Consider the following 26,624-nt stretch of genomic DNA (forward strand, 5'->3'; position numbering starts at 1 on the left):
TCCCCATCATGGGCCCGGTCGTGCAGCACACGCATCAGGGCGCGGGCGCCCTGCCGGACCTCTTGCCTTGACGCTAGACCTATGATTAGCATTTCCGGAAGATAATAAGCGTACTTATTTAAAACTTGCGGGAATCCCCCGGGGTGGCTTGCGCGATTAAACTAAGCATGCTTAGCTTTAGGAAGTAAGTCAGGCGCACACCGCCGGACGAGCGCATCGCTTACACGATGGAGCAACCGTTTCACCGGCAAAATCAACGTAAGGAAGTAACATGACTACGCAGAATTGGCCGCAGGATCCACTGGTTCCGTCAACGACCGGCACTGACTACGAGACCGGCAGCACCCAGGCCGGCGAGTCGACCACCTCGGTCGCCAAGGGTCAGGCCAAGGAGGTCGGCAAGGAGGGCGCAGGCGCCGCGCAGCACGTAGCGCAGACCGCCGCCTCGGAAGCAAAGAACGTCGCCGCAGAAGCCGGCACCCAGGCAAAGAACCTCGTCAGCGGACTCGGCTCGGACCTCAAGAGCCAGGCCGGCGCGCAGCAGCAGAAGGCGACCGAGGGCCTGCGTTCGATCAGCGACGAACTGCGCTCCATGGCGGACAAGTCCGACAACAAGATGGTCTCCAACCTGGTACAGCAGGCATCACAGCGGACCAACGCCGTCGCCGGCTGGCTTGAGAACAAAGACGCCTCCGACATCCTCGAGGACGTCAAGGGCTTCGCTCGCCGCCGCCCCGGAGCCTTCCTCGCTATTTCCGCTGGAGCGGGCCTCGTGGTGGGCCGCCTCACCCGCGGCCTGACCGGAGCCCAGGCCGACGCCAAGTCGGACCAGGACCGCCTCGGCACAACTCCGGGCTCTGATTACGGCTACGGCGCACCGGCCTACGCCGGCACCACGACGTCCATGCCTCAAACCTCACGCGGAACCCATGTCGCCGAGACCTCACCGGCCTTCGTCGACCCGGCCTCCGACTACCCGACCATTCCCCCGGGAACCCCGCCCGTGGGCACGCTTCCTGATGAAAGGGATCTGCGCTAATGAGCGACGCATACACCGGCGGAGCCCACTCCGCCGCTCCGCCGCCTCCCTCGGAGGCTGAACAGCGGGCCGCCAACAACTCGGTGGGGGAGCTGCTCTCGGACGTGACCCGCAACCTCTCGACGCTGATGCGCCAGGAAGTTGCCCTCGCCAAGGCAGAACTCACCGAGTCGGGGAAGAACGCAGGCAAGGGTGCCGGAATGTATGCCGGCGCCGCCGTGGGAGGACACTTCGTGCTCCTGTTCCTGTCCCTCGCCCTGATGTGGGGACTGGATGTCCTGATGCCGATCGGATGGGCCGCAGTCATCGTCGCGGTCATCTGGGGCATCATCGCCGCGATCCTGGCGGCAAAGGGCAAGAAGGAAATGAAGCAGATCCGCGGCCTGCCGACTACGGCCGAAACCATCAAGGAAATTCCGCCAACACTGAAACCAGGTGAGCAGACCCCATGAGCCAGACTCCAGAAGAAATCCGCGCCGACATCGAGCGCACCCGCCGTGAACTTGGTACCGACGTTGACGCTGTGGCCGATAAGGTCAACCCGTCCAACATCGCACACCGCCAGACCGAGAAGGTCAAGAACACCTTCAGCAACGTCAAGGATTCAGTGATGGGCAAAGCAGACGACGTGAAGTCGAACGTGATGGGCAAGGCAGACGACCTGAAGTCCGGTGTCTCCGACAAGGCCGGCTCGACCACCGGCTCGGCGAAGTCAGCCGCACAGCAGGCCGGCCACGCCGTGCAGGACGCACCACGCCAGCTCACTAACAAAGCTGCGGGCAACCCGCTCGCCGCAGGCCTCATCGCCTTCGGTGCCGGCTTGCTGACGGCCTCGTTGATCCCGGCGAGCCAAAAGGAAAAGCAGGCCGCCTCGGCGCTGAAGGAGCAGGCCGCTCCGCTCGCCAGCGGTGTTGCCGATTCCGCCAAGGAGGTTGTCGAAGGACTCAAGGAGCCGGCGCAGGAGGCAATGGAATCCGTCAAGGAGACCGCAGCCCAGTCCGCCCAGAACGTCAAGCAGGAGGGCCAGCAGGCCGCCTCCGACGTCAAGGACAAGGCTCAGGATGCCAAGAGCCAGGTCCAGGACTCCAGCAGCAGTTCCAGCTCGAGCTCGCGCGGGTTCTAAGAGGAACCGACGGGTGGACCCGTTAGGGTGCAGGCCGCGTCAACGAGAAAGGGGAGGGCGCACGCGCCCTCCCCTTTCTCGTATCCCTATGGTTATCCCGTCCGCTGTGCCGCCACCCCAAGGCGGGGACTTGAGCGCCTGCAGGCGCGGCTCTCCGGAGAGCGCCGGCAGGCCTCAACCTCAAGGGTCCGCAGCCTTTCGGCCAGGTCGGTGCCGAAGAAGGCACTGTCCTGGGTTTTCACCACCCGTTCGAAGCCCTCGACCCCCGCGGCGGTTCCAGCGCGGGCAGAGTTCTGCCCGCGGCCGTGCCCGTACCGCCCGGGTACCTACCCCTCGGCGGCGGCCATTCCGCCCCCATCCACCGGCACGGGCGCCGCAACGGGCTGTACGGGCGCTACTACGGGCGGTACGGGCTGAGCTGTCAGGAGCGGCACGACCTCGTCGGCCTGCGGCGCTCCCACGAGCCGCTCCACGTCGCGCTCGGCAATGCCGGCGGCCGCAGCCGCGTCCTCGGCGCTCACCCCCGCTTCCAGCGCGCGCTCGACGGCCTCCCGGCACACCAGCGCCAGCCGGTCGCGTTCGAATTCGGCATTCTCCAGGTCGGCTGCTGCGACCATGATGCGCTTGATGCGCTCGTCGTCCAAGTCGGGCATAGCGGGCCTTTCGGTTTTCGCCCGGAGCGGGCGCTGGAGCAGGGCAGGGCAGGATCAGCGAGGGCACAGAAAAAGGTCCGCCGGAAGCACAGTCGCAAACAACCCTGAAGAGACGGGGGCGTCAACGCATCGCTTCCGACGCCCCACCAGAGCGGCCCGGAATCCTCCACAGGCCGAAACGGCAGCCGGAAAGTTCGGGAATCTCCCGCGGGGATTCTCCGTGGCCTTTGGCTGGACCTGCCCTCGATTCTACGGAGAACGCCCGGGATTTGCGAAGCACGCCGCACCGGAAGCCGCGGGCTCCGGTGGGTCCGCGTCGAACTTTTTCGGAATAAAAGCTAAGCAGGCTTTCAATTAACTACTAAGTGTGCTTACTCTAGAGGCCGGTGGTCCCTTGGGGGGAGAGTTCGAAACATCCCATCACCGCTGACCTCAGAGCCAGGAAATTTCAGTACCCCTCACATGAGCTACAGCAGAAGGAGAACGACATGATTACCCAGGAAAACATCGACACCATCCTCAGCCGCGGCGGCAACGTCCTCGGATCCGACGGCGACAAGATCGGCTCGATCGGCCAGATCTACCTCGATGACCAGACGGGCGAGCCCAGCTGGGTCACGGCCAAGACGGGCCTGTTCGGTACCTCCGAATCCTTCGTCCCGCTGCAGGGTGCCGACGTCGCCGGACATGATGTGCGCGTCCCCTACTCCAAGGCCCAGGTCAAGGACGCGCCGCGCATTGAATCTGACGGCAACCTCAGCCCGGAGGAGGAGGACCGCCTCTACCGCCACTATGAGCTCGGCGGCACCGGCGGCGGATACACCGACACCACCGGGACCACGGGAACCGCCGGCCTGGCGACGGGCACGACGGATACCAATCGCCGGGACACCGACTTTGTCGACACCGACCGTCGGGACTCGGACCACGTTGAGACCGGACGCCGGGACACCGTCGGCCACGACACCTCCGGGCCCACCACCGACGACGCGATGACCCTTTCCGAGGAGCAGCTGCGCGTAGGCACCGAACGCCGCGAGGCCGGCCGGGCCCGGCTGCGCAAATACATCGTCACCGAGAACGTCACCAAGACGATCCCCGTGAGCCGCGAAGAGGTCCGCATCGAGCGCGAGCCCATCACCGACGCCAACGTTGGAGCCGCAATGGACGGCCCGGCGATCAGCGAGGAGGAGCACGAAGTGATCCTCCACGAGGAGCAGCCGGTCATCCAGAAGGAAGCCGTACCCGTCGAGCGCGTGCGCCTCGACAAGGAGACGGTGACCGAGCAGCACACGGTCAACGAGGAGGTCCGCAAGGAGCAGATCGACGTGGACGGAGACGGCAGGAACGGCCTTAACGATTCGGACCGCCGCGACGGCCGGATCTAATCGGACAGCCGACGGGTGGGAAAGGCCTGGAGCAGCGCGCTCCGGGCCTTTCCCCGTTCACAGCCTTGCCCTCCGCCCCGCGGGGCAATCAGGGGCAGGGATAATAAGTATGCTTCCTATTTACTCCACATTTGTTTAGAGTGGTAGGTAGGACGACCGCAACCACCAAGTGGAAGGACACTCCCTTATGCCGGAGCTGAACGAATGGTCGACCAGCCGCCTCCTGACCACCGCCGCCCGGATCGTGGAACACTCCTGGAACGAGAAATTGCTCAGCATCGGAATCACCCACGCGGGTCTGACGACCCTCGGGGTGCTGGCCCGAGAAGGCACCATGACCGGCGTTCGGCTGGCGCAGCTGGTCCACGTCCAGGCGCAGACGATCGGGCGGACACTTGACCGCCTGGAGAAGCGCGGATTGGTAACCCGGTTAAGGAATACTGCAGACCGGCGCAGCCAGCGCATCACAATCACCTCGGCGGGCCTGAAGGCGCTGGAGAAGGCCCAGAACATCGAGCACGAGCTGATGCCCGAGGATGGGCTTGCCTCGCAGGATCTGCGGAACCGGCTCCAGACCGTCATCAACGAGCTGGGACCGCACAAGTAGGCAGGCCCGGAGCCTAGAAACCTCCGCCGTCCGCCGCCATATTGTTGAAGCGCGAGTAATGGCCCTGGAAGCCGACCACAATCGTCTTCGTGGGGCCATTACGGTGCTTTGCCACAATGACGTCGGCCTCGCCGGCCCGGGGCGATTCCTTGTCGTACACGTCGTCGCGGTGCAGCAGGATTACCATGTCGGCGTCCTGCTCAATCGAGCCGGACTCGCGGAGGTCCGAAACCTGGGGGCGTTTGTCGGTCCGCTGCTCCGAGCCACGGTTCAGCTGGGACAGGGCCACCACCGGGACATTGAGCTCCTTGGCCAGCAGCTTGAGCGCACGTGAGAACTCCGAAACCTCCTGCTGGCGTGATTCGACCCGCTTCCCCGAGGACATCAGCTGGAGGTAGTCGAGGACCACGAGCTTGAGGTCGTGCCGCTGCTTGAGGCGCCGGCACTTCGCGCGGATCTCCATCAGGGACATGTTGGGGCTGTCGTCGATGAACAGCGGCGCGTCATTCATGCGTCCCATGGTGGTGGCGATCTTGCCCCACTGTTCGTCCTTGATGGTTCCCTTGCGCAGATCCTGGAGGCCGATGGTCGCCTCCGCGGAGAGCAGGCGCATCGCGATCTCGTTCCGCCCCATTTCGAGGGAAAAGAAAACAGTTGTGAGGTTGTGCTTGATGGCCGCCGAGCGCGCCCAGTCGAGCGCGAAGGTCGACTTACCCATGGCCGGACGCGCGGCGACGACGATCATTTGGCCGCCATGGAGGCCCTGGGTCAGTTCGTCGAGCTCGTAGAAGCCGGTGGGCACACCCGTCATGCCCTCCCCGCGGTGCCCTGCGGACTCGATCTCGTCGACGGTGCCTTCGATGATGTCCTTGAGCGCGACGTAGTCCTCGGCCGTCCGCCGCTCCGCAACGGCATACACCTCGGCCTGGGCGGCATTGACGATGTCATCGACCTCTCCGTCATTGGAGTAGCCGAGCTGGACGATCTTGGTGCCGGCATCGACGAGGCGGCGTAGGACGGCCCGCTCGCGGACGATCTCGGCGTAGAAGCCGGCGTTGGCGGCCGTGGGAACCGACTGGATGAGAGTGTGGAGGTAGGCGGGCCCGCCGATGCGGGAGATCTCGCCACGCTTGGTGAGCTCGTCAGAGACGGTCACGGCGTCCGCCGGCTCGCCCCGGCCGTAGAGGTCGATGATCGCCTCGTAGATGCTCTCGTGGGCGGGCCGGTAGAAGTCGATGCCGCGGAGCACCTCGACGCAGTCCGCGATGGCGTCCTTGGAGAGCATCATGCCGCCAAGCACCGACTGCTCGGCCACCAGGTCCTGGGGAGGAGTCCGGGCAAACTCCGGCGACCGGGTGTCCTGTGATGAGTCTGCATGTGCCAAGGACACGGGCGCCGCCTTCTTCCGTTAAGCTCTCCCCTCGGCAGCCTGTCAGCCCTCTGGCTGACCGGCTGGGCCGGGGTCGGTTACTGAAGATGTATCACCCGGCACTCCCATTCGTGAGGGATCCTCCGCAACGCTAGCCCCCGCCGGGCACCGCACCAAGCGCGCTCCCCACAGGCCCTGTGGATTACCTGTGGACTCCGCGGCGTGTCTTGTGCACAGGATGTGGAGAAGCCTGTGGACAACAAACTATTTTTCCCACAAAACCGCCCCTGACATGCGCAAACTTTATCCAGTGCCTGTGGAGGAAAAGTAATTTCCCCGGAACCTTCATCCACAGGTTGCATGTTGACATCCCCGCTTTGGAGGTCGCCGATGGCATGCCGCCCGGCCCCTCCATGGCATGCCAAGACCCTTGCGGGGCCGCCCGCGGCTGTGGTGAGGATCAATAGCCAGGGCCGGATGGAACTCTCCGGCGGTCGCGGCCTCGATCACGAAACGTGCATATCTCCCAGACCCGGCGGATACACCGATGGAGAGCGCAACCGGCGGTTAACGACAAGGGACCCCCGCCGGTGGCGGGGGTCCCTTGGGCGTACTGCTGGACAGGCGGAACTAGCCCGCGACGACGTCCAGATCGATCACGGCGGCGACGTCTTCGTGGAGACGGACATTCGCCTGGTAGGAGCCGACCGACTTGATGTGGGCCGGCAGTTCAACCTTGCGCTTGTCGATGCTGCCAAGGCCTGCGGCCTCGACTGCCTTGGCGACGTCGTCGGCCTTGACGGTGCCGAACAGGCGGCCGGAGTCGCCTGCCTTGACCGTGAGCTTGACCGGCTTGGCCGAGAGGGCAGCAGCCTGCTTCTGGGCATCCTCGAGTGAGGCGTGCTCGCGGGCAGAACGCGCGGCCTTGATCGACTCGACCTGCTTCTCGCCGCCCTTGGTCCACATCAGGGCGAAGCCGCGGGGCAGAAGGTAGTTACGTGCGTAACCGTTCTTCACCTCGACGACGTCCCCTGCGGCACCGAGGCCGGTTACTTCCTGGGTCAGAATGAGCTTTGCCATGAAAAGGTTCCTTTCCCTTAGCCGCGGCCGGCGCCGGAGTAGGGCAGAAGTGCAACTTCGCGGGCGTTCTTGATTGCCTGGGCGATCTTGCGCTGCTCCTGGACGGTGACACCGGTGACGCGGCGGGCGCGGATCTTTCCGCGGTCGGAAATGAACTTACGCAGCAGGGCTACGTCCTTGTAGTCGATGACGGTGACGTCAGCGGCCTTCAGGGGGTTGGACTTTGGTTTGGGCTTACGGAGTTCAGCCTTAGCCATCGTGGTGCTCCTTGATCTATTGGAGCCCGCAGAACTGTTCTGCGGGATGGGATGTGCAGGGTAAATCTTTGGAGTCAGGGGCTCCGGGACGGAGCGGGCCCTGACTTCGGGAGAGCCTAGAAGGGAGGTTCGGACGAATCCGGGCCGTTGCCCCAGCCCTGGGAGCCGCCGCCTGCGGGTGCGCCCCACGGGTCGTCCGCGGGCTGCTGGGCCTGCTGACCGCCGCCCCAGTTGGAGTTGGTTCCGGCATTCCCGCCGAATCCTCCGCCGCCACCGCTGTTGCCGCCGAATCCTCCGCCGCCACCGCCTGAGCGCTGGGTACGGCTGATCTTCGCCGACGCATAGCGCAGGGAGGGACCGATTTCGTCCACCTCAAGCTCCATGACGGTGCGCTTTTCGCCCTCTTTGGTTTCGTACGACCGTGACTTGAGTCGGCCCTGGGCGACCACGCGGGTTCCCTTGGTGAGGGTCTCCGCAACGTTCTCGGCAGCCTCGCGCCAGACCGACGCGCGGAGGAACAGCGTTTCGCCGTCCTTCCATTCGTTGGACTGGCGGTCGAAGGTCCGCGGCGTCGATGCGATGGTGAAGTTCGCCACCGCCGAGCCGGACGGCGTGAAACGAAGCTCGGGGTCGTTGGTGAGATTTCCTACGACCGTGATTGTGGTTTCGCCTGCCATGGTGCCTCCTTGGGTCACGTCCCGCCGGGGCGGGATAGGTTCAGTGGAAAGGGGCCGAACTACTCGGCCGTAACCTTCTGCTCCTCGGGGCGGATGATCTTGGTGCGCATGATGGTCTCGTTGAGACCAAGCTGGCGGTCAAGTTCGGCTGCCACAGCAGGGGTAGCGGTGAAGTTGACGACGGCGTAGATGCCTTCGGCCTTCTTCTGGATTTCGTAGGCGAGGCGCCGGCGTCCCCAGATATCCACCTTGTCCACGGTGCCGCCGCCGTTGCGGACGACATTCAGGAACTTCTCGAGTGTTGGTTCGACGGTACGTTCCTCGACGTCGGGGTCGATGATTACCATCAATTCATATGCACGCATGTGTGAACCCACCTCCTTTGGGCTAAACGGTCACGGCCTTTCCGTAACAGGAGGTTCTTTAGCGTTGGCCTGGCCGCTGCGGACGGGATTTCCCGGCCGCCGGAATCAGCACAGACCTGCCAATACTACCGGATAGCGGGCCCTGCGCGGAACGGCGCCCATCGGGGCTTCGGTCAGGACTGGCTCGCGGGACGGACGAAGAACCGGGAGAGAACGCGAGCCAGCCGTTCCGGGTCCCCAACCCCGCACATCTCGCGGGCCGAGTGCATCGACAGCAGGGGCGTGCCGACGTCGACGGTGCGGATGCCGAGACGGGTGGCGGTCAGCGGCCCGATGGTTGAGCCGCACGGAACGGAGTTGTTCGATACGAACTCCTGGTAGGGCACTCCGGCCTCGCCGCAGAGGACCGCCCAGTGCGCGGCTCCGTGGGCGTCGGTGGTGTACCGCTGGTTGGCGTTGATCTTCAGCAGCGGGCCGCCATTGAGCACGGGGTGGTTGGCCGGGTCGTGCCGTTCGGCGTAGTTCGGGTGGACGGCGTGGCCGGCGTCGGCGGAGATGCAGAAGGAGGCGGCCAGGGCGCGCATCCGGTCCTCGAGGTTCGCCCCCAGCGCACCGGAGATGCGCAGCAGGATGTCTTCCAGGAAGGGTCCGCTGGCCCCCGAGCGGGAGGCGCTTCCCACCTCCTCGTGGTCGAAGGCGGCGAGCACGGCGATGGGGCGCCCCTTCTCCTTCCCGGCGGCCGCCTCGAGCAGGCCGGCGAGCCCGGCATGCACGGAGGTGAGGTTATCCAGCCGGCCCGAGGCGAAGAAGGCGCCCTCGGCGCCGAAGACCCGGGGCGTCTGCGTATCGGCGGCCACGAGGTCGAAACCCCCGATGTCGGCCGGGTCGATCCCCGCCGTCGAAGCGGCAAGGCCCAGCAGGTCCGCCTCCCGTGGATCCCCGAGGCCCCACACGGGGAACATGTGCTGCTGCTTGTCCAGGGCGAGTCCGTCGTTGACGGCCCGGTCGAGGTGGATCGCCAGCTGCGGAAAGCGCAGCAGGGGCCCGGTGTCGACGAGGTGCTCCCGACCGTCGAGGGTGACGATGCGCCCGGCGAGCGTGAGCTCTCGGTCCAGCCAGGAGTTCAGCAGGGGCCCGCCGTAGACCTCGACGCCGGCCTGCAGCCATCCGTGCCGGCCGGTGGTCGGCTTCGGTTTGAGCTTGAACGAGGGCGAATCGGTGTGGGCGCCGAGGATGGAGAAGCCGGTGGTGGCACCCGCGTCCGCGGGGAGGACCCAGGCGATCAGCGCTCCGTCCCGGATCACGAAGTAGCTGCCCGGCTCCGCGGGGAAGACCTCCTCCTCGAGCAGGCGGACAAAACCGGCGGCCTCAAGCCGCCGGCCGCCCTCGGCCGCGGCATGGAAGCTCGAGGGGGAGGCGCTGACATACGCGCCGAGGTCGTGAATGTGGGTCAGTGCGTCGGACATGCCTTCGATTCAATCAGAGAACGGCCGGGTTCCGTTGGCCGGGCCCGCCCAACGGGCCCCGGACCGGCCGGAAACCGGCCGGTCCGGGGCTGCGTCAGACGTCGCGCCTGCGGGTCACCAGCAGCGAGGCGACGAGCAGGACGACGGCCCAGGCCGCCATCACGAGGCCGCCTTCGAGCTGGGTCAGCGCTCCTTCTTCGGCGGTGACGGCGACGAGCCGTTCCCCGGCGTTGGTCGGCAGGAAGCGCGCGGCGTCGGGGATCCAGTCGGCCAGTCCGGAGATCAGGTTCACCACGATCACGGGAAGGACGAAGAACAGCCCGACGGCCGTCACGACCCCGCCCGCGGTGTTGCGCAGCAGCGTGCCGATCCCCATGGAGATCACGGCGATCAGGGCAAGGTAGGTGCCGGTGTTGAGGATGCTCGCCACGATGTTGTCGTCCGAGAGGGCGAAGGCGAGATCCTCAACGGCCAGGATGGGCTGGGCGACAAGATAGGACAGGAGCGCGGCGGCAGCCCCGATCAGGAAGGAGACAGCGGCGGCGATGACGTTCTTCGCCAGCAGGGCCGGCACCCGTTTCGGGACGGCCACCATGGTCGACCGGATCATCCCGGTGGCCCACTCCGAGGCGATGAGCACCACCGCGAGGGAGGCGATGAGGAGTTGTCCGAAGATGATTCCCGAGGAGGGAGCGCCGCGGGCGAGGTCGCCGAAGTCCGGCAGGGGCTCCCCTGGAGGGCCCATCTGCGGCGGAGGTCCGCCGGAGTCGAGCTGGGCCTGGCCCGTCTGGAGGGACCAGGCGAACAGGGCGGCCAGGCCGACCATCACCACGAGGGTGCTCGCGAGCAGGATCAGCGTCGAGGGCACCGTAGTGACCTTGATCCACTCGGACCTCAGCACGCGCCCGAAGTTGAGCCGGGGCCCGTCGGAGCGGCGGGCCCGGGCCGGGGCGGCGGGGGTTGACGTCGAGGTGCTCATGATCGGCTTCCTTCGGAAACACCCTGGGCCGGTGGACCGAGGGACAGGTCGTGCGAGGAGTATTCGACTTCGGAGGCGGTGAGCTCCATGTACGCCTCTTCGAGGGAGGCCTGCAGGGGGGTCAGTTCGTACACGAGCACCTGCTGGCGCAGGGCCGCCTCGGCGATCCGGCGCGGATCGGGGCCGGTGATTTCGAGCAGGTCGGGCTCGAGGAACGTCGAGGTCGTCCCGTCACCGCGGAGCGCCGCCAGCAGGTCCGAGGGCCGGTCGGTGCGGACGCGGGTTCGAAGCTGCCCCCGGCCGGCCAGGATCTCGGAGACCGGGGCATCGGCGATGATCCGGCCGCGTCCGATCACGATCAGGTGGTCCGCCGTCATCGCCATCTCGGACATGAGGTGGGAGGAGAGGAAGACGGTCCGCCCCTCGGCTGCGAGGCCGCGGGCGAGGTGCCGGATCCACTGGACGCCCTCGGGGTCGAGCCCGTTGACGGGCTCGTCGAGGATGACGGTCTGCGGGTCGCCGAGCATCGCCACGGCAATCCCGAGGCGCTGGCCCATCCCCATCGAAAATCCGCCGACCCGCTTCTTGGCGACCGGGCCCAGCCCGGTCATCTCGATGACCTCGTTCACCCTGCTGTTGGGGATCCCGTGGGTGGCGGCCATGGCCCGCAGATGGTTGTAGGCGCTGCGCTTGGTGTGGAAGGCCTTCGCCTCGAGCAGTGCGCCCACCTCCCGCAGCGGTGCCCGGTGCTCGGCGTACCGGCGGCCGTTCACGCTCACGGAGCCGGCGCTCGGCGTGTCGAGTCCGACGATCATGCGCATCGTCGTTGATTTTCCGGCGCCATTCGGGCCAAGGAACCCTGTGACCCTGCCGGGGTGGACGGTGAAGGAGATGCCGTTGACGGCCGTCTTGTCGCCGTAGCGTTTGAACAGGCCCTGGGCCTCGATCATGGGAACGTCCTCTGGATTGCCGGGTGAGGGAGGCGCGGTCGGGCAGGGCCCCCTGTTGCCACTCTAGGGGGAGAAACCGCCCGCGCCGGTCAGGCGGATGAAATCCGCCTGACCGGGTGCGGAGAAAGCGTTCAGCGGGAGCTGATCGAGGCGAACTTGCGGATGCATAGCGGAACGAAGATCAGCAGCATCAGGATCGCGCCGATCAGGACCGTCGGCACGGCGTTCTGCATGGGCCAGGCATCCGGGGTGGGCACCGAACCGACATTGCCGAAGAGCTCCCGTGCCGCCTGGACCAGCGCGGAGACCGGGTTCCAGTTGGCGAACGCCTCGAGCGGCGCCGGAAGGGTCTGGCTCTGGACGAACGCGTTGGAGATGAACGTGAGCGGAAACAGGATCATGAAGGAGGCGTTGTTGATGACCTCCGGTGACTTCACGCTCATGCCCAGCAGGGCCATGACCCAGCTGAAGGCATAGGAGAACAGCAGCAGCAGCCCGATGCCGGCAAGGAAACTGCTGAAGGGCGCGTTCACCCGCCAACCCACGACGAACCCGGTCGCCATCATGATGAGCATGGATATGCCGTTGAGCACCAGGTCGCTGTTCGTGCGTCCGACCAGGACCGCCGAGGAGCTCATCGGCAGGGTCCGGAACCGGTCGATGATGCCGTCCTTGAGGTCCTGGGCCATCGCCGAGCCGGAGAAGGTCGAGCCGAAGATCACGGTCTGGGCGAAGATCCCGGCCATGAGGTACTGGGTGTAGTCGGTGCCCTGGACCTGGATGGAGCCGCCGTAGATCTGGCTGAACAGCAGCACGAACATGATCGGCTGCAGCACGGCGAAGACGAGCATGTCCGGGGACCGCTTGAGCTTGGTCAGGTTGCGCTTGGTGACCGTCCAGCCGTCGGACAGCCACATCGAGGCGGCGCCGGGCTCGGGCGCGGGCCGGGCCTGCCGGTTTTCGGGGGCCAGGACGCTCATTTCGCGTTCTCCTTCTCAGCAGGGACGTTCTCATCGGTGTTTTCGGCGTGCCGGCCCGTGAGCTTGAGGAAGACATCATCGAGGCTGGGGCGCCGCATGCCGGCATCGTGGAGTTCGACTCCTGCCTGCCCCAGGTCGCCGAGGACGTACTGCAGGGCCCGCGGCCCGTTGATCACGCCCACCTCGACGGTGCGGCCGTCGGTTCCAACGGTGGCCTCCCCGTCACCGTGGCGGCCGAGGATTTCCCGAGCCGCTCCGGCGTCGGCCGGGTTCACCAGGGTGACCACCACCCGGTGGCCGCCGATCTGCGCCTTGAGCTCGTCCGCCGTTCCCTCGGCGATGACGCGGCCGCCGTCGATCACGGCGATGTCGTCGGAGAGCTGATCCGCCTCCTCGAGGTACTGCGTGGTGAGCAGCAGCGTGGTGCCGTCGCTGACCAGGTTCTTGATGATCCCCCAGAGGGAGAGGCGGCTGCGCGGATCGAGCCCCGTGGTGGGTTCGTCGAGGAAGAGCACCTTGGGGTTGATCACCAGTGCCCCAGCGAGGTCGATCCGGCGGCGCATGCCGCCCGAGAAGCCCTTGACCGGCCGGTTGCCCGCCTCGGTGAGTTCGAACTGTTCGATCAGGTCCTGAGCCCTGCGCTTGGCCTCGCGGGCGCTCAGGTGGTAGAGCCGGCCCACCATTTCAAGGTTCTCGAACCCAGTGAGGTTCTCGTCGACGGCCGCGTACTGCCCCGAGACACCGATGATGCGGCGGGCAGCTTTCGGATTGGAAAGGACGTCGATTCCGTCGACCAGGGCGGTGCCCTCGGTGGGCCGGATCAGCGTAGTCAGCACCTTGACCACCGTGGTCTTCCCGGCGCCGTTCGGGCCGAGCAGCGCCTTCACCGTTCCTCGGGGCACGGATAGGTCCATCCCGGCAAGGGCATGGACCGGGCCGCTCTTTGAGCGGTAGGTCTTCTTCAGACCGGAGGCCTCAATCATTGTCATGCGGAAAAGCTTAGGCGTGCACTCCCCCAACCCCGCACCAATCAGGTCAGGTTCTGTCCTTATCCAAAATTGCCGTGTGCTCCTCGCTGGCCCGTTCGCGGGCGGCGGGGGCAACGAGGAATGACGCAAGAACTGCGGCGCCGACGGCGAGCAGGGCGGTGCGGATCCCGACGAGGTCACCGAGGAAGCCCAGCAGGGGCGGACCGGCGAGGAAGGCCGTGTAGCCGATCGTCGAGACGACGGAGACCCGCAGGGCGGCGTGGCGCGGATCATCGGCGGCCGCGGACATGCCCATAGGGAAGCCCAGTGCGGCCCCGGCACCCCACAGCACGGCCCCCACCCCCGCCAGGAGGACATTGGGGGCGAGCACGAACAGGAGGAGGCCGGCGAGGGAGGTTCCGAGGCTCGCCTGAAGCACCCGGACCCGGCCGTGGCGGTCGATGTATCCCCCGCCGACGAAGCGGACGAGGGTCATTGCGGCGACGAAGACGGCGAACATGAGGGCCCCGACGCTTTCGCTGCTGCCCAGCCCGTCCACGGTGGCCTTGGCCACCCAGTCGTTAGCGGCGCCCTCCGTCAGTGCGGCACCCAGCACCACGAGTCCGATCAGCAGCGTGCGCGGCTCGCGCCAGGCGGAGAACCTGCCGCCCGCCACTGGCGCCTGCGCGGTGTGCCCGGGCGCAGCCACGGGCAGGAAATACCGGGGCATCCACAGGGACACGGCCAGGGACAGGACCGCAACGGCCACCAGGTGCGCCGGCAGGTCGACGTCGACGGCGGCAAGGCCGGCGCCCAGCAGCGCCCCGAGGAACGCGCCGCCGCTGAAGGCGGCGTGGAAGCGCGGCATGATGGTGCGCCGCAGCCGGCGTTCGACGTCGGCGCCCTCGATGTTCTGGGCGACGTCCCAGAGCGCCACGCCCGAACCGAAGAGGAACAGTCCCGCCCCGGTCAGCGGCACCGACTGGAACTGCAGGCCGGCGGCGACGGTGGCCGCGGCGAGCGCCGCCGCGGCCCCTCCGACCCGCACGGTGTTCGCCGTGCCGACGCGTGCCGAGATCAAACCGGCAAGGGGCAGGGACAGGACCGAACCCACCGCCCCGACCAGCAGCAGCGCACCCATCTGGCCCGAGCTGAGCTCAAGTGCTGCCGAAGCAGCGGGGATCCGGGCGGCCCAGCTCGCGAAGACAAGGCCGTTGAGTCCGAAGATGGCGAAGGTGGCCCAGACGGCGGACTTCAGGTTGGGGTTCACCCTGCCACCGTAGCCGCGTACTTCGGTGGCTTTCAAACCGGTCCGCCCTCACCTCCGGCCGGGACGAAACCCACCGGCAGGGACGAACCGGCCCACCGGCGTCCGGCGGCTGGCTCAGCGGGCGCGGGCGACCCGCCCCTCATCCCAGACGGGTTCCTTGGTCTCGTAGACCTTTCCATCGGAGCCGAAGACGAGGAACCGGTCAAAGCTGCGGGCGAACCACCGGTCGTGGGTGACGGCGAGGACGGTTCCCTCGAAGGCGTCGATGGCGTGTTCGAGCGCTTCGGCCGAGTGCAGGTCGAGGTTGTCGGTCGGCTCGTCGAGCAGCAGCAGGGTGGCGCCGGAGAGTTCGAGCAGCAGGATCTGCAGCCGCGCCTGCTGCCCGCCGGAGAGCGAGTCGTACCGCTGTTCGGCCTGTCCCGCCAGACCGTACCGGTCGAGGACGGCCGAGGCCGCCTCCCGTCCCAGGCCCGAGCGGTGCTCATCGCCGCGGTGCAGGATGTCGAGGAGGGTCCGGCCGAGGAGGTCCGGACGCGAATGGGTCTGGGCGAAGAATCCCGGACGGATGCGCGCCCCGAGCTTGACCGTCCCCTCGTGCGGCACTTCTGCGATGTCGACGTCGGACACCGGCTGGTGTTCCTTGTCCGGGTCGGTCCCGCCACCGGCGAGCAGCCGCAGGAAGTGCGACTTGCCGGACCCGTTGGAGCCCAGGACGCCGACCCGGTCGCCGAACCAGATCTCGGTGCTGAACGGCTTCATCAGGCCCGTCAGTTCCAGTTTCGAGGCCACCACCGCCCGTTTCGCCGTCCGTCCTCCACGCAGCCGCATCGACACGTTCTGCTCCATGGGAAGGGCCTCCGGCGGGCCCGCCTCAAGGAATTTCGCCAGCCGCGTCTGCGCCGCGTGGTACCGGTTGGCCATATCGGATCGGAACGCGGCCTTGTTCTTGTACATGTTCACGAGTTCCTTGAGCTTCAGGTGCTCCTCGTCCCACCTGCGCCGAAGCTCCTCGAACCGCGCATTCCGGTCCTGCCGGGCCTTGAGATAGGTTTCGAATCCTCCACCGTGGGTCCAGGCGGACGCCCCGAGGACGCCGGGCTCGAGTGTGACGATGCGGGTGGCGGCGTTGGCTAGCAGCTCCCGGTCGTGGCTGACGAAGAGCACCGACTTGCGCGACTCGGCCAGTTTCGTCTCGAGCCACCGCTTGCCGGGCACATCGAGGTAGTTGTCCGGCTCATCGAGCAGGAGCAGTTCGTCCGGACCTGAGAAGAGCGCTTCGAGGACCAGGCGTTTTTGTTCACCGCCGGAGAGGGTGGATGCCGCCCGGTGCTGGGCGCGGTCGAACGGAATGCCGAGGGCCGCCATGGTCACCTCGTCCCAGGTGGTCTCCAGCTCATACCCGCCGCTGTCCCCCCAGTCGGCGATCGCCTGGGCGTAGCGCATCTGGGTGGGTTCGTCATCGGTTTCCATCATGGCCAGCTCGGCGTCATCGACGGCCTTCGCCGCCCGTGCGAGGGCCGGCGGCGCGGCGGAGACCAGGAGGTCGCGGACGGTGGTGTCATCGCGCACCTGCCCCACGAACTGGCGCATGATCCCCAGGGCGCCCGAGCGGGTGACCGCCCCTTCGTCGGCGGTCAGGTCTCCGGCGATGATCCGCAGGAGCGTTGTCTTGCCCGTGCCGTTGGGTCCGATCAGGGCAGTCTTGTGGCCTTCCCCGACCCGGAAGGAGACCGCATTGAGCAGCTGCCGTCCGTCGGAGAGGAAATAATCAATGTTGGAAACGTCGAGGTGAGCCACCCCTAAAGTTTAGCGGCGGTCCCCGCGGCGCCCCGCTGCGCCTAGAGTGGTTCCGTAAATGCTCCGCTGGCGGCCCACCGACGCGCGCTCCGGGGCTCCGGAGACCCGAAGGGATATGCGAGATGTACATGGCCAAGCGGATCGGGCGCTCAACCGGCGCGCCCGAAACCCGCGTGCCATCGGCGTCCTTTCCCCTGCGGACGTCCCTGCGCAAGGCCCTGACCGAGGCGCTCAGGGGGTTCCTTCCCCTCCAGCTCGCCTCCCTGGTCCTCAACGGCGCCACCATCCTGCTGGCGCTTCCGGCCCTGTCGGCACTCTTCCGCCTCGTCCTGGCCGCATCGGGCCTGCCCCGGATCAGCGACCAGAACCTCGGGATGGTGCTGGCGCACCCCGTGGCGCTCCTGCTGATGATCCTGCTGGTGGTCGCCGCCCTCGCGGTGGTGAGCGTGCAGCTTGTCACCCTGATCGTGCTGGTCCACCGCCAGCAGTGCGCCCTGCCCCTGCAACTCCGGCCGGTGGTCGAGGACGTGGCCCGGGCCATCCGGGCGGTGGTCCACTACCAGTCGCCCCTGCTGATCGTCTATGTCCTGCTGGTCATGCCCCTGGGCGGATTCGGGCTGTTCTCCACGGTCACCCGCGGCATCGCCGTGCCGCTGTTCATCAGCGGCGAGATGCTCAAGGCCCCGGTGAGTGCCGCCCTGTACGGGACGCTCCTTGCGGTGCTCCTGTACGTGAATCTCCGCCTGATCTTCACCTTCCCGCTGCTGGTGATTGAAGGAAAGTCACCGGGCCGCGCCGTGGCCGGCAGCCTGGCCGCGACCCGCCGCCAGTCCTGGCGGATTGCCGCCGCCATCGGAATCGTCGCCGCCGGCGCCGGCGCGCTCTCGACCCTGCTCACCGAGGCGGTGGTGCTTGCAGCCGCCCTGGCGGACCGCTTCGCCCCGCCCATCGCCCCGGCCGTGGCGGCCGCCGGCTACGGCATCGCCAATGTCGGCTCCGCGGTGGTGCTGAGCTTCGCGCTCGTCGTGATCCTCCACGCCCTGACCGCCGCCTACAACAACCGGCGCACCGGCCTTCCCGACGGGGCACCCCCGTCTGCCCCCGCGCCCCCCGCACCCCACCGGCGGGGCCGCTCCGGGCGGCGGCAGGCGGCCCTTGTGGTCCTCGGCCTGACGGTGATGGGAGCCACGGCCGTCCAGTCGGCGTCGATCCTCCCGGCGGCCGGAAGCGTGCCGGCCGACTCCGGGTCCACCAAGATCATCGCCCACCGCGGGTTCGTCGGCGGGGGCGTGGAAAACACCATCGGCGCCCTCGAGGCGGCGGCCAGGGTGCGACCCGACTTTGTCGAGATCGACGCCCAGGAGACCAGGGACGGGCGCTTCATCCTCAGCCACGACGTCAACCTGTGGATCGTCTCGGGGCTCAACGTGAACACCTACGAGCTGACCCTGGCCGAGGCCGAGGCGATCGACGTGAGCGTCGGCGGATACAGCGATTCCATGGTTTCCCTCATCGACTACGTGCTGCGGGCCGAGGAACTCGGCGTGAAGCTCCTGATCGAACTCAAGCTGCACGGGCATGAATCGCCCCAGGTGGTGGACCGGCTCCTGGCGGAGCTCGATTCGATCGGCGCCACCGGCCATCACATCTACCATTCCCTGAGCAGCGAGGTGGTCCAGGAGATCGAGGAGAAGCGGCCCGGGCTTCGGGTGGGCTACACCGTGGCCGCCAATGTCGGCACCCTGGAGGGGGAGCCGGGCGATTTCCTCGTGGTGGAGCAGTCCTTCTTCACCGAGGAACTCGCCGCCCTCGCCCGCGGCCGCGGCAAGGAGCTGTGGGTGTGGACGGTGAACGACCCCGACGCCATCCGGACGTTCCTGCGGGTGCCGGTCGACGGAATCATCACCGACCGGCCCGATGTGGTTCAAAGCGAACGGAAAAGCATCGACGACGAGCGGGGAAGCGCGCCGGGGCTGCGTGATGCCCTTGACGAGCTCAGCCTGCTGTAGAGCGGGTCGGCCGCGGCGGCCTCAGCGCACGGGTGTCAGCGGAATCAACCGGTAGCCGACGCCCCGGACCGTGCGGATGAACCGCGGATTGCTGGTGTCGTCGCTGAGCTTCCGGCGGAGGTTCCGGATGTGCACCTCCACGAGGTGGTGGTCGAGCGCCCAGCCGTCCCCCCACACCCGGTCGAGGAGTGCCTCGCGGGACCACACCCGCGACGCGCCGTCGAGCAGGGCCTCGAGGAGGTCGAACTCGATCCGCGTCAGGGCCAGTTCCTCGCCGTCGAGGCTCACCGTGCGTCCCTCGACATCCATCAGCAGTCCGTTGTGGCGCAGCAACGAGGGGCTGCCGTTGCCCGCAGCGCCCGGGCCGGTGCGCGGCCGCCTGAACATGGCCGAGACGCGGGCCGTGAACTCGCGCGGGCTGAACGGTTTGCCGATGAAATCGTCGGCGCCGGTCTCCAGGCCCAGCAGCCGGTCGATCTCGTCCTGGCGTGCGGTCACCATCACGATATAGGCGTCACTCATCGCCCTTGACTGGCGGCAGACCTCGACCCCGTCGAGGTCGGGAAGGTTCAAATCCAGGGTGATCAGGTCGGGCTGATGCTCGCGCACCTTCGCCAGGCCCTCGTGCCCGGTCGCCGCCTCGAGGATCGAAAATCCCTTCAACCGCAGCGCCGTGCCCAGCAGCTCCCGGATGTCCTCGTCGTCCTCGACGATGAGGGCGGTGCGTAGTTCATGGATATCGGGCATAGCAATACCTTGCCAGAAAATTCGAGGAGCCGCTGTCCAAACTTGAGGATTCCTTGAACTTTAGCGGGTGGAACGCCGGGCTAGACTCACCGGATGGTCTCTCGCACTGTCTCGACTGTCCGCCTGCGCGGGCACACCCTCCGCATCCACTCCTCGCCCGGGCCCGCCGGCAGCGCCGAGCCGCCGTTTGTCCTGATCCACGGCATCGGAATGTCGCACCGCTACCTTGACCGCCTGCACGCAGAGCTCACCGCGTCCGCCGACACCTATGCGGTGGACCTTCCAGGCTTCGGGCCCAACCCGTCCCCCGGCCCCACCCTCTCGGTGGAGGACTACGCCGCCGTGCTGTCGGACCTGCTCGCCGAAGCCGGGGTGGCTCCCTGCATCCTGGTGGGGCATTCGATGGGCGCCCAGATCGCTGCGGCGACGGCCGTGCGGGATCCTCAGCGGGTCTCGGGGGTCGTGCTGATCGGGCCGGTGGTGGACCGGCGGCGCCGGTCGGTCTGGCGGCAGGCGGCGGCGCTCGGGCACGACTCGCTGCGCGAACTTCCCTCGGCGAACTTCATCGTCATCACCGACTACCTGCGGACCGGCCTGCGCTGGTATCTGAAAACGGTGCGCCCCATGATGGAGTACCGCCTCGAAACCGCCCTCCGCGCCGTGGAATGCCCCGTGCTGGTGATGCGTGGCTCACGGGATCCGGTGGCGCGTGAACCCTGGTGCCGGGAACTCGCCGAGGCCGCGCCCAACGGGTCCTTCACGGAGATTCCCGGTCAGCCGCATGTCGCCCAACAGGGCGCTCCTGAGGCGGTCGCCGACGCCATCCGGGCCTTTCTCGCCGGCCACCGCTCCGGGGTCGGCGACTCTCCGGGTCCGGAACCCGTGCACCCCAATTCCTAAGCACCCTTGCTTAAAGCTTTGGGTGGATCACAGGGAAAACTTGAAGATTTAGGTTCATAGTGGAGATATAGGGATTTACTAGCGTCTGGAAGAAGTACCGTCATGCCAAACCTGAACGAGTGGTCAACGAGCCGTCTCCTCACCACCGCCGCCCGGCTGGTGGACCATGCGTGGAACGAACGACTCCTCGATATCGGCATCACCCACGCGGGCTACACCACCCTGGGTGTCCTTTCCCGTGAGGGCACCATGACCGGCGCGCGGCTCGCCCTGGCCGTGCATGTCCAGGCCCAGACCATCGGCAAGACGCTGGAGAAGCTCGAGCGGCAGGGCTTCATCTCCCGCATCCGCGACACCCGCGACCGCCGCAGCCAGCGCATCACCATCACCGCGGCGGGGCTGATGGCCCTGGCCCGGGCCCAGGACATCGAGCGGTCCCTGATGAAGGGCGAGGGCCTTGAGTCCGAGGAGCTGCGCGGACTCCTGCGCGACATCGTCGTCGAGCTCGCCCCGCAGCGGAGCAAGTCGGTTCCCACCGCTGTCTAGGCCCTGCCGTCTAGTCTTCGAGCCGGCTGAGCGGAACCTGCCAGCTCAGCACTCCACGACGTTCAGGGCGAGTCCGCCCCGGGCCGTCTCCTTGTATTTGTCCATCATGTCCGCCCCGGTGTCGCGCATCGTCTTGATGGCGATATCGAGTGAGACGTGGTGCTGCCCGTCGCCGCGCACCGCCATCCGTGCGGCGGTGATGGCCTTGATCGCGCCGACCGCGTTGCGTTCGATGCAGGGGATCTGCACCAGCCCGCCGACCGGATCACAGGTCAGACCGAGGTTGTGCTCGATCCCGATCTCCGCGGCGTTTTCCACCTGCTCCGGAGTGCCCCCGAGCACCTCGGCCAGGGCGCCGGCCGCCATCGCGCAGGCGGAGCCGACCTCGCCCTGGCATCCCACCTCCGCGCCCGAGATGGACGCGTTCTTCTTGAACAGGGACCCGACGGCGGTGGCGGCCAGCAGGAAGCGTACGACGCCGTCGTCGCTGGCGCCGGGAACGAAGTCGACGTAGTACTTCAGGACGGCCGGGATGATGCCGGCCGCGCCGTTGGTGGGCGCGGTGACCACGCGGCCGCCGGCCGCGTTCTCCTCATTGACCGCCAGGGCGAACAGGGTGACCCATTCCATGGTTCCGAGCCGGTCCTCGGGATCGTTGGCCTTCTCGAGGAGTTCCAGCTGACGAGCGGCCCGCCGCCGCACGGCAAGTCCCCCGGGCAGGACACCGCCGGTGCTGGTTCCCCGGCGGATGGTGTCCTGCATGACCTCCCAGATCTGCAGCAGGCCCGCCCGAACCTCCTCCTCGCTCCGGAAGGCCTGCTCATTGGCGAGCACGATCTCGGAAAACGACATATCGTGCTTGCGGCATAATTCCAACAGCTGGTCGGCCGTATTGAACGGGAAGGGCACGACTACCTCGGGCCCGGGCTGCGTCTCGACGCCGATCTGGTTCTCGTCGAGGACGAATCCGCCTCCCACCGAGAAGTAGTCGCGCGCCCGAAGCAGCGTTCCCGCGGCATCCCACGCCTGGAAACGCATTCCGTTGGTGTGATATTCCAGCCGCTGCCGGCGGTGCAGAATGAGGTCCCGGTCGGGGTCGAAGCCGATTCCACGTTCGCCGGCCAGCCGCAGCGACTTGAGCTCGCCGATGCGTCCCACCCGTTCGTCGGCGGTGGCCGGATCGACGAGATGGGGCTGGCTTCCCTCAAGGCCGAGCAGGATCGCCTTAACCGTGCCGTGACCGTGCCCGGTGACGCCGAGTGATCCGAAGAGCTCAACCTGGAGGCGGTCGACCCGCCCGAGCAGGCCCTCCTCCCGCAGCAGTTCCGTGTACAGGTAGGCGGCCGTCATCGGCCCGCCGGTGTGTGAGCTGGACGGGCCGATGCCGATCTTGAATAGGTCGAATGCGCTGATGGTCACTGAAGTCCCCCTGGTGAGGTGGAGCCGTCGATCGGCATCACTTGGCGCGCTTGTAGAACGGTGTCTCCACGACGGTGAACGGCTCCGGGCGGCCGCGGAGGTCGACCTGGACTTCGGTGCCCGGCTCCGCGAGGGCCGAGTCGACGTATGCCAGTGCCACCGGGTAGCCGAGGGTGGGACTGGGCAGCCCCGACGTCACCGTGCCCACGGCCGTGCCGTCAACGACGACGTCGTACCCGGCGCGCGCGGAGCGCCGGCCGGTGCCGCGCAGCCCGACCAGGCGGCGTGCCGGCCCGGTGGCCTTCAACGGCTCCAGGACGGAGCGGCCCACGAAGTCCTCGGTCTTCTTGAGGCTCACCACCGGGCCGAGGCCAGCCTCGAAGGGGTTGGTTGAGAGGCCGAGCTCGTTTCCGTAGAGCGGCATGCCGGCCTCGAGGCGGAGGGAGTCCCGGGCGGCAAGGCCGCAGGGGATCAGGCCGTGGCCGGCACCGGCCTCGAGGGCCGCGTCCCAGACGCGCACGGCGAAGGAGTTGCCGACAAACAGCTCGAATCCGTCCTCGCCGGTGTACCCGGTGCGTGCCAGCAGGACCGGCACCCCGGCCAGTTCGACCTCGACGGCGGCGTAGTAGCGCAGCGAGGTGATGGCCTCCGCGTCGTCGGGGGCCGCCATGGTGAGCAGGATCGCCTCGGCGTTGGGCCCCTGGACGGCCGCCAGGGCGGTGGTCTCCGACTGGTCCTCCACCACGGCGTCGAAGTCGGCGGCGCGGTCGCGCAGCTCCGACGCGACGGTGTCGGCGTTGGAGGCGTTGGGCACCACAAGGAAGCGGTCCTCGGCCAGGCGGTAGGTGATGAGGTCGTCGATCACGCCGCCGTCGGCGTTGCAGATGAGGGAGTACTTCGCCTTCCCCACCGGCATCACCGCCAGGTTGCCCACGAGCGCGTAGTTGAGGAACTCGGCCGCCTGGGGTCCGGTGACCAGGACCTCCCCCATGTGGGAGAGGTCGAACAGGCCGGCGGCGCGGCGCACCGTGTGGTGTTCTTCGAGCTCGCTGCCGTACTTCAGCGGCATCTGCCAGCCGCCGAAATCGGTGAAGGAGGCGCCGAGGGCTTCGTGCCGGGTGTAGAGCGGGGTCTGCTTGGGCATTGGGTTTAGTCCTCGAAGGCTTCGATGGGAGGGCAGGAGCACACCAGGTTGCGGTCGCCGTGGGCGCCGTCGATGCGACGGACCGGCGGGAAGTACTTGTCGTGCCGCAGCGAGCGCAGCGGGTACGCGGCGAGCTCGCGCGGGTAGGACTGCTTCCAGTCGTCCCCGATGAGCGTGGTGGCGGTGTGCGGGGCCTGGCGCAGCGGGCTTTCCTCGACGGTCCACTCGCCGTCGGCGACCCGGTCGATCTCGCCCTTGATGGCGATCATGGCGTCGATGAACCGGTCGAGCTCGGCGAGGTTCTCCGACTCGGTGGGCTCCACCATGAGGGTTCCGGCCACAGGGAAGGACAGCGTGGGGGCGTGGAAGCCGTAGTCGATGAGCCGCTTGGCGACATCCTCGGCGGTGACCCCGGTCTTCGCGGTGAGCGGGCGCAGGTCGAGGATGCACTCGTGCGCCACCAGCCCCTGGGCGCCCGTGTAGAGCACGGGGAAGTGCTCGGTGAGGCGTGCGGCGATGTAGTTCGCGGCGAGCAGGGCGTGCGCCGTGGCGCTGGTCAGGCCCTCGGCGCCCATCAGGGCCACGTACGCCCAGGAGATGGGAAGGACTCCGGCCGAGCCGTACATCGACGCCGACACGGGGGCGCCGCCGGCGGCCTCGTCGGTGGTGATGTCCCGGTTCGCGTCCCCGGGCAGGAAGTCGATGAGGTGCTCGGCCACGGCGACCGGCCCGACGCCGGGGCCGCCGCCGCCGTGCGGGATGCAGAAGGTCTTGTGCAGGTTCAGGTGCGAGACGTCGCCACCGAACTCACCCGGCTTGGCCAGGCCCACGAGGGCGTTGAGGTTCGCGCCGTCGATGTAGACCTGCCCGCCGGCCGCGTGCACCTGCTCGCAGACCCAGCGGACATCCTCCTCGAACACACCGTGGGTTGAGGGGTAGGTGATCATGATCGCGGAGAGGTTCTCGGCGTGCTGCTCGATCTTCGCCTTGAGGTCGTCGTGATCGATATTGCCGTTGGCGGCCGTGGCCACGACAACGACCTTCATGCCGGCCAGGACGGCGGAGGCGGCGTTGGTGCCGTGCGCCGAGGAGGGGATGAGGCACACCGTGCGGTTCTCGTCGCCGCGCGAGCGGTGGTAGCCGCGGATGGCGAGCAGGCCCGCGAGCTCACCCTGTGAGCCGGCGTTGGGCTGCAGGGACACCTTGGCGTAGCCGGTGATCTCGGCCAGGCGCTCCTCGAGGTCGGTGATGAGTTCGCGCCAGCCCTCGGTCTGCGCGGTGGGCGCGAACGGGTGGATCGAGGCGAACTCGGGCCAGGAGATCGCTTCCATCTCCACCGTGGCGTTGAGCTTCATGGTGCACGAGCCCAGCGGGATCATGGTGCGGTCAAGGGCCAGGTCGCGGTCGGAGAGGCGGCGCAGGTAGCGCAGCATCGCCGTTTCCGAACGGTGCAGCGAGAACACCGGGTGGGTCATGTAGGCAGAGGTGCGGCGCAGTCCGGCCGGGATCCGGGTCCCGGTGTCCGATGCCCCGGAACCGGCGTCGCTGCCGGTGCCGAACACGCCGGCGACGGCGGCGATGTGGTCCTCGGTGGTGGTCTCATCGCAGGAGATGCCGAGGTGGTCCGCGTCGACCCGGCGCAGGTTGTAGCCGAGCTCCTCGGCGCGGTCCGCGAGTTCAGCGGCCCGGCCGGGCACGCGGACCAGCACGGTGTCGAAGAAGGTGTCGTGGACGATCTGCGCTCCGGTGGCGGTCAGCCGGCCGGCGAGGTCGACGGCGCGTCGGTGGGTCTGCTCGGCGATCGCCTTGAGGCCCTCGGGGCCGTGGTAGACCCCGTACATGCTGGCGGTGATGGCCAGCAGTGCCTGTGCGGTGCAGATGTTCGACGTCGCCTTTTCGCGGCGGATGTGCTGCTCGCGGGTCTGGAGGGCCAGCCGGTAGGCGGGGGCACCGTCGGCGTCCTTCGACACCCCGACCAGGCGGCCGGGCAGCATGCGCTCGAGGCCCTTGCGCACGGCCATGTACGCGGCGTGGGGTCCACCGAAGAACAGCGGAACGCCAAGGCGCTGGGCGGAGCCGACGGCGATGTCGGCGCCCTGCTCGCCCGGGGCGGTGATCAGGGTCAGGGCCAGCAGGTCGGCGGCCACCGTGACGAGGACCCCGCGCTCCTTGGCGGCGGCGATGACCGCCGTGTGGTCGCGCAGGGCACCGGAGGCACCGGGCTGCTGGAGAACGACGCCGTTGATGTCGCCCTCGGGCAGGCCCTGGGAGAGGTCGGCGATCTCCACCTCGAAGCCCAGCGCCTCGGCGCGGCCGCGGACCACCGCGACGGTCTGCGGGAGGCAGTCGGCGTCGAGGACGGTGCGCCCTGACTTGTTCTTGCCCGAGCGGCGCATCAGCAGCACGGCCTCGGCGACGGCCGAGGCTTCATCGAGCAGGGACGCGTTGGCGATGTCGAGGGCGGTGAGGTCCTGGACCATGGTCTGGAAGTTGAGGAGGGCTTCGAGGCGGCCCTGGGAGATCTCCGGCTGGTAGGGCGTGTAGGCGGTGTACCAGGCGGGCGATTCGAGGACGTTGCGGCGGATCACCGGAGGGGTGACGGTGTCGAAGTAGCCCTGGCCAATCATCTGCACTGCGGTCCGGTTGCGGCCGGCGATCCGGCGCAGCTGCGCCAGCACCTCGGGCTCGCTGAGCGCAGCAGGAAGATCAAGGGCTTTGGCGGACCGGATGCTTGCCGGAACGGCGACATCGACGAGCTTGTCGATGCTGGGGTATCCGAGGACCGACAGCATCTGTGCGGCGTCGGAGGTGCGCGGACCAATGTGGCGGTCGGCGAAGGTTGAAGCCAGGTCGGCATGGGCGGTCATGGAAACTCCGTACGTTCAAGCGCT

At 67.7% G+C, this 26,624-nt stretch carries 25 protein-coding genes; 8 read left to right on the plus strand and 17 right to left on the minus strand.

From position 1 onward, the window contains the following. Positions 1-271: 271 nt before the first annotated feature. The 3 genes from I6N91_RS12195 to I6N91_RS12205 are packed head-to-tail and all read left to right on the plus strand — an operon-like array spanning position 272 to position 2,162. Positions 272-1,039: a hypothetical protein gene (locus I6N91_RS12195; protein ID WP_198812898.1), complete on the plus strand. Its 768-nt coding sequence runs from the start codon at positions 272-274 to the stop codon at positions 1,037-1,039. Further along, on the plus strand, positions 1,039-1,491 hold the full coding sequence (locus I6N91_RS12200; protein ID WP_198812901.1) for a phage holin family protein: 453 nt from the start codon (positions 1,039-1,041) through the stop codon (positions 1,489-1,491). The genes I6N91_RS12195 and I6N91_RS12200 overlap by 1 nt, the downstream gene beginning before the upstream one ends. Beyond that, positions 1,488-2,162, plus strand: a complete 675-nt coding sequence (locus I6N91_RS12205; RefSeq protein WP_198812903.1) for a DUF3618 domain-containing protein — start codon at positions 1,488-1,490, stop codon at positions 2,160-2,162. The genes I6N91_RS12200 and I6N91_RS12205 overlap by 4 nt, the downstream gene beginning before the upstream one ends. A 326-nt stretch (positions 2,163-2,488) precedes the next feature. Here the strand turns inward: I6N91_RS12205 and I6N91_RS12210 are convergent, their stop codons facing one another. Then, positions 2,489-2,815, minus strand: coding sequence for a hypothetical protein (locus I6N91_RS12210; RefSeq protein WP_198812905.1), 327 nt, complete (start codon positions 2,813-2,815; stop codon positions 2,489-2,491). A gap of 488 nt (positions 2,816-3,303) precedes the next feature. On the opposite strand from I6N91_RS12210, the gene I6N91_RS12215 reads away from it, so the two are divergent. After that, the gene (locus I6N91_RS12215; protein WP_198812907.1) at positions 3,304-4,203 is read left to right on the plus strand and encodes a YsnF/AvaK domain-containing protein; all 900 of its coding nucleotides are present in this window, start codon (positions 3,304-3,306) and stop codon (positions 4,201-4,203) included. 187 nt (positions 4,204-4,390) lie between these two features. Then, positions 4,391-4,810, plus strand: a complete 420-nt coding sequence (locus tag I6N91_RS12220) for a MarR family winged helix-turn-helix transcriptional regulator (protein ID WP_159617423.1) — start codon at positions 4,391-4,393, stop codon at positions 4,808-4,810. Between the two features lie 13 nt (positions 4,811-4,823). On the opposite strand, the gene dnaB is transcribed toward I6N91_RS12220, so the two are convergent. From dnaB to I6N91_RS12280, 12 genes are all read right to left on the minus strand, one after another. Continuing rightward, positions 4,824-6,200 (minus strand): replicative DNA helicase, encoded by a 1,377-nt coding sequence (gene dnaB, locus I6N91_RS12225; protein ID WP_133404248.1) that lies wholly within the window; start codon positions 6,198-6,200, stop codon positions 4,824-4,826. 609 nt (positions 6,201-6,809) lie between these two features. After that, positions 6,810-7,259, minus strand: a complete 450-nt coding sequence (gene rplI, locus I6N91_RS12230; RefSeq protein WP_159617422.1) for a 50S ribosomal protein L9 — start codon at positions 7,257-7,259, stop codon at positions 6,810-6,812. A gap of 17 nt (positions 7,260-7,276) precedes the next feature. After that, on the minus strand, positions 7,277-7,516 hold the full coding sequence (gene rpsR / locus I6N91_RS12235) for a 30S ribosomal protein S18 (RefSeq protein ID WP_005273147.1): 240 nt from the start codon (positions 7,514-7,516) through the stop codon (positions 7,277-7,279). 116 nt (positions 7,517-7,632) lie between these two features. Beyond that, on the minus strand, positions 7,633-8,193 hold the full coding sequence (locus tag I6N91_RS12240) for a single-stranded DNA-binding protein (RefSeq protein WP_198812909.1): 561 nt from the start codon (positions 8,191-8,193) through the stop codon (positions 7,633-7,635). A 59-nt stretch (positions 8,194-8,252) separates the two neighbouring features. Further along, positions 8,253-8,558: a 30S ribosomal protein S6 gene (rpsF, locus tag I6N91_RS12245; RefSeq protein ID WP_120165970.1), complete on the minus strand. Its 306-nt coding sequence runs from the start codon at positions 8,556-8,558 to the stop codon at positions 8,253-8,255. Positions 8,559-8,731: 173 nt separating this feature from the next. Further along, on the minus strand, positions 8,732-10,024 hold the full coding sequence (locus I6N91_RS12250) for a M18 family aminopeptidase (protein ID WP_198812911.1): 1,293 nt from the start codon (positions 10,022-10,024) through the stop codon (positions 8,732-8,734). A gap of 94 nt (positions 10,025-10,118) precedes the next feature. Then, positions 10,119-11,003: an ABC transporter permease gene (locus I6N91_RS12255; RefSeq protein ID WP_198812913.1), complete on the minus strand. Its 885-nt coding sequence runs from the start codon at positions 11,001-11,003 to the stop codon at positions 10,119-10,121. Continuing rightward, entirely contained in the window at positions 11,000-11,953 is a 954-nt protein-coding gene (locus tag I6N91_RS12260) for an ABC transporter ATP-binding protein (RefSeq protein WP_198812916.1), read from the minus strand. The genes I6N91_RS12255 and I6N91_RS12260 overlap by 4 nt, the downstream gene beginning before the upstream one ends. 131 nt (positions 11,954-12,084) lie before the next feature. Further along, the gene (locus tag I6N91_RS12265; RefSeq protein WP_120165962.1) at positions 12,085-12,933 is read right to left on the minus strand and encodes an ABC transporter permease; all 849 of its coding nucleotides are present in this window, start codon (positions 12,931-12,933) and stop codon (positions 12,085-12,087) included. Continuing rightward, positions 12,930-13,922, minus strand: coding sequence for an ATP-binding cassette domain-containing protein (locus I6N91_RS12270; protein WP_198812919.1), 993 nt, complete (start codon positions 13,920-13,922; stop codon positions 12,930-12,932). The genes I6N91_RS12265 and I6N91_RS12270 overlap by 4 nt, the downstream gene beginning before the upstream one ends. Positions 13,923-13,968: 46 nt before the next feature. Then, positions 13,969-15,171 carry an MFS transporter gene (locus I6N91_RS12275; protein WP_307843345.1) on the minus strand — a complete coding sequence of 401 codons (1,203 nt, stop codon included), beginning with the start codon at positions 15,169-15,171 and terminating at the stop codon, positions 13,969-13,971. 114 nt (positions 15,172-15,285) lie between these two features. Further along, entirely contained in the window at positions 15,286-16,968 is a 1,683-nt protein-coding gene (locus tag I6N91_RS12280; protein WP_198812922.1) for an ABC-F family ATP-binding cassette domain-containing protein, read from the minus strand. A gap of 122 nt (positions 16,969-17,090) precedes the next feature. On the opposite strand from I6N91_RS12280, the gene I6N91_RS12285 reads away from it, so the two are divergent. Continuing rightward, positions 17,091-18,977, plus strand: a complete 1,887-nt coding sequence (locus I6N91_RS12285; protein ID WP_198812925.1) for a glycerophosphodiester phosphodiesterase — start codon at positions 17,091-17,093, stop codon at positions 18,975-18,977. Between the two features lie 21 nt (positions 18,978-18,998). On the opposite strand, the gene I6N91_RS12290 is transcribed toward I6N91_RS12285, so the two are convergent. Beyond that, entirely contained in the window at positions 18,999-19,724 is a 726-nt protein-coding gene (locus I6N91_RS12290) for a response regulator transcription factor (RefSeq protein ID WP_198812928.1), read from the minus strand. 93 nt (positions 19,725-19,817) lie between these two features. Here I6N91_RS12290 and I6N91_RS12295 point away from each other — a divergent pair, with 93 nt between their 5' ends. Together I6N91_RS12295 and I6N91_RS12300 are read left to right on the plus strand one after the other, a co-directional pair. Further along, positions 19,818-20,624 (plus strand): alpha/beta fold hydrolase, encoded by an 807-nt coding sequence (locus I6N91_RS12295; RefSeq protein WP_198812931.1) that lies wholly within the window; start codon positions 19,818-19,820, stop codon positions 20,622-20,624. A 102-nt stretch (positions 20,625-20,726) separates the two neighbouring features. After that, positions 20,727-21,170 carry a MarR family winged helix-turn-helix transcriptional regulator gene (locus tag I6N91_RS12300; RefSeq protein WP_198812934.1) on the plus strand — a complete coding sequence of 148 codons (444 nt, stop codon included), beginning with the start codon at positions 20,727-20,729 and terminating at the stop codon, positions 21,168-21,170. Positions 21,171-21,215: 45 nt separating this feature from the next. Here the strand turns inward: I6N91_RS12300 and I6N91_RS12305 are convergent, their stop codons facing one another. The 3 genes from I6N91_RS12305 to gcvP are packed head-to-tail and all read right to left on the minus strand — an operon-like array spanning position 21,216 to position 26,600. Then, entirely contained in the window at positions 21,216-22,589 is a 1,374-nt protein-coding gene (locus tag I6N91_RS12305) for an L-serine ammonia-lyase (RefSeq protein ID WP_198812937.1), read from the minus strand. Between the two features lie 37 nt (positions 22,590-22,626). Further along, positions 22,627-23,733, minus strand: coding sequence for a glycine cleavage system aminomethyltransferase GcvT (gene gcvT, locus I6N91_RS12310; RefSeq protein ID WP_198812940.1), 1,107 nt, complete (start codon positions 23,731-23,733; stop codon positions 22,627-22,629). 5 nt (positions 23,734-23,738) lie between these two features. Beyond that, positions 23,739-26,600: an aminomethyl-transferring glycine dehydrogenase gene (gene gcvP, locus I6N91_RS12315; protein ID WP_198812943.1), complete on the minus strand. Its 2,862-nt coding sequence runs from the start codon at positions 26,598-26,600 to the stop codon at positions 23,739-23,741. Between the last annotated feature and the right edge of the window lie 24 nt (positions 26,601-26,624).

Origin of the sequence: Arthrobacter sp. MSA 4-2 (assembly GCF_016405885.1) — a bacterium.
GTDB lineage: Bacteria > Actinomycetota > Actinomycetes > Actinomycetales > Micrococcaceae > Arthrobacter_D.

Bases quoted from the DNA above. Each gene is read 5' to 3' on its own strand.
- I6N91_RS12195 (WP_198812898.1), top strand. From the start codon at position 272: ATGACTACGCAGAATTGGCCGCAGGATCCACTGGTTCCGTCAACGACC.
- I6N91_RS12200 (WP_198812901.1), top strand. From the start codon at position 1,039: ATGAGCGACGCATACACCGGCGGAGCCCACTCCGCCGCTCCGCCGCCT.
- I6N91_RS12205 (WP_198812903.1), top strand. From the start codon at position 1,488: ATGAGCCAGACTCCAGAAGAAATCCGCGCCGACATCGAGCGCACCCGC.
- I6N91_RS12210 (WP_198812905.1), bottom strand. From the start codon at position 2,815: ATGCCCGACTTGGACGACGAGCGCATCAAGCGCATCATGGTCGCAGCA.
- I6N91_RS12215 (WP_198812907.1), top strand. From the start codon at position 3,304: ATGATTACCCAGGAAAACATCGACACCATCCTCAGCCGCGGCGGCAAC.
- I6N91_RS12220 (WP_159617423.1), top strand. From the start codon at position 4,391: ATGCCGGAGCTGAACGAATGGTCGACCAGCCGCCTCCTGACCACCGCC.
- rplI (WP_159617422.1), bottom strand. From the start codon at position 7,259: ATGGCAAAGCTCATTCTGACCCAGGAAGTAACCGGCCTCGGTGCCGCA.
- rpsR (WP_005273147.1), bottom strand. From the start codon at position 7,516: ATGGCTAAGGCTGAACTCCGTAAGCCCAAACCAAAGTCCAACCCCCTG.
- I6N91_RS12240 (WP_198812909.1), bottom strand. From the start codon at position 8,193: ATGGCAGGCGAAACCACAATCACGGTCGTAGGAAATCTCACCAACGAC.
- rpsF (WP_120165970.1), bottom strand. From the start codon at position 8,558: ATGCGTGCATATGAATTGATGGTAATCATCGACCCCGACGTCGAGGAA.
- I6N91_RS12250 (WP_198812911.1), bottom strand. From the start codon at position 10,024: ATGTCCGACGCACTGACCCACATTCACGACCTCGGCGCGTATGTCAGC.
- I6N91_RS12255 (WP_198812913.1), bottom strand. From the start codon at position 11,003: ATGAGCACCTCGACGTCAACCCCCGCCGCCCCGGCCCGGGCCCGCCGC.
- I6N91_RS12260 (WP_198812916.1), bottom strand. From the start codon at position 11,953: ATGATCGAGGCCCAGGGCCTGTTCAAACGCTACGGCGACAAGACGGCC.
- I6N91_RS12265 (WP_120165962.1), bottom strand. From the start codon at position 12,933: ATGAGCGTCCTGGCCCCCGAAAACCGGCAGGCCCGGCCCGCGCCCGAG.
- I6N91_RS12270 (WP_198812919.1), bottom strand. From the start codon at position 13,922: ATGACAATGATTGAGGCCTCCGGTCTGAAGAAGACCTACCGCTCAAAG.
- I6N91_RS12285 (WP_198812925.1), top strand. From the start codon at position 17,091: ATGTACATGGCCAAGCGGATCGGGCGCTCAACCGGCGCGCCCGAAACC.
- I6N91_RS12290 (WP_198812928.1), bottom strand. From the start codon at position 19,724: ATGCCCGATATCCATGAACTACGCACCGCCCTCATCGTCGAGGACGAC.
- I6N91_RS12295 (WP_198812931.1), top strand. From the start codon at position 19,818: ATGGTCTCTCGCACTGTCTCGACTGTCCGCCTGCGCGGGCACACCCTC.
- I6N91_RS12300 (WP_198812934.1), top strand. From the start codon at position 20,727: ATGCCAAACCTGAACGAGTGGTCAACGAGCCGTCTCCTCACCACCGCC.
- gcvT (WP_198812940.1), bottom strand. From the start codon at position 23,733: ATGCCCAAGCAGACCCCGCTCTACACCCGGCACGAAGCCCTCGGCGCC.
- gcvP (WP_198812943.1), bottom strand. From the start codon at position 26,600: ATGACCGCCCATGCCGACCTGGCTTCAACCTTCGCCGACCGCCACATT.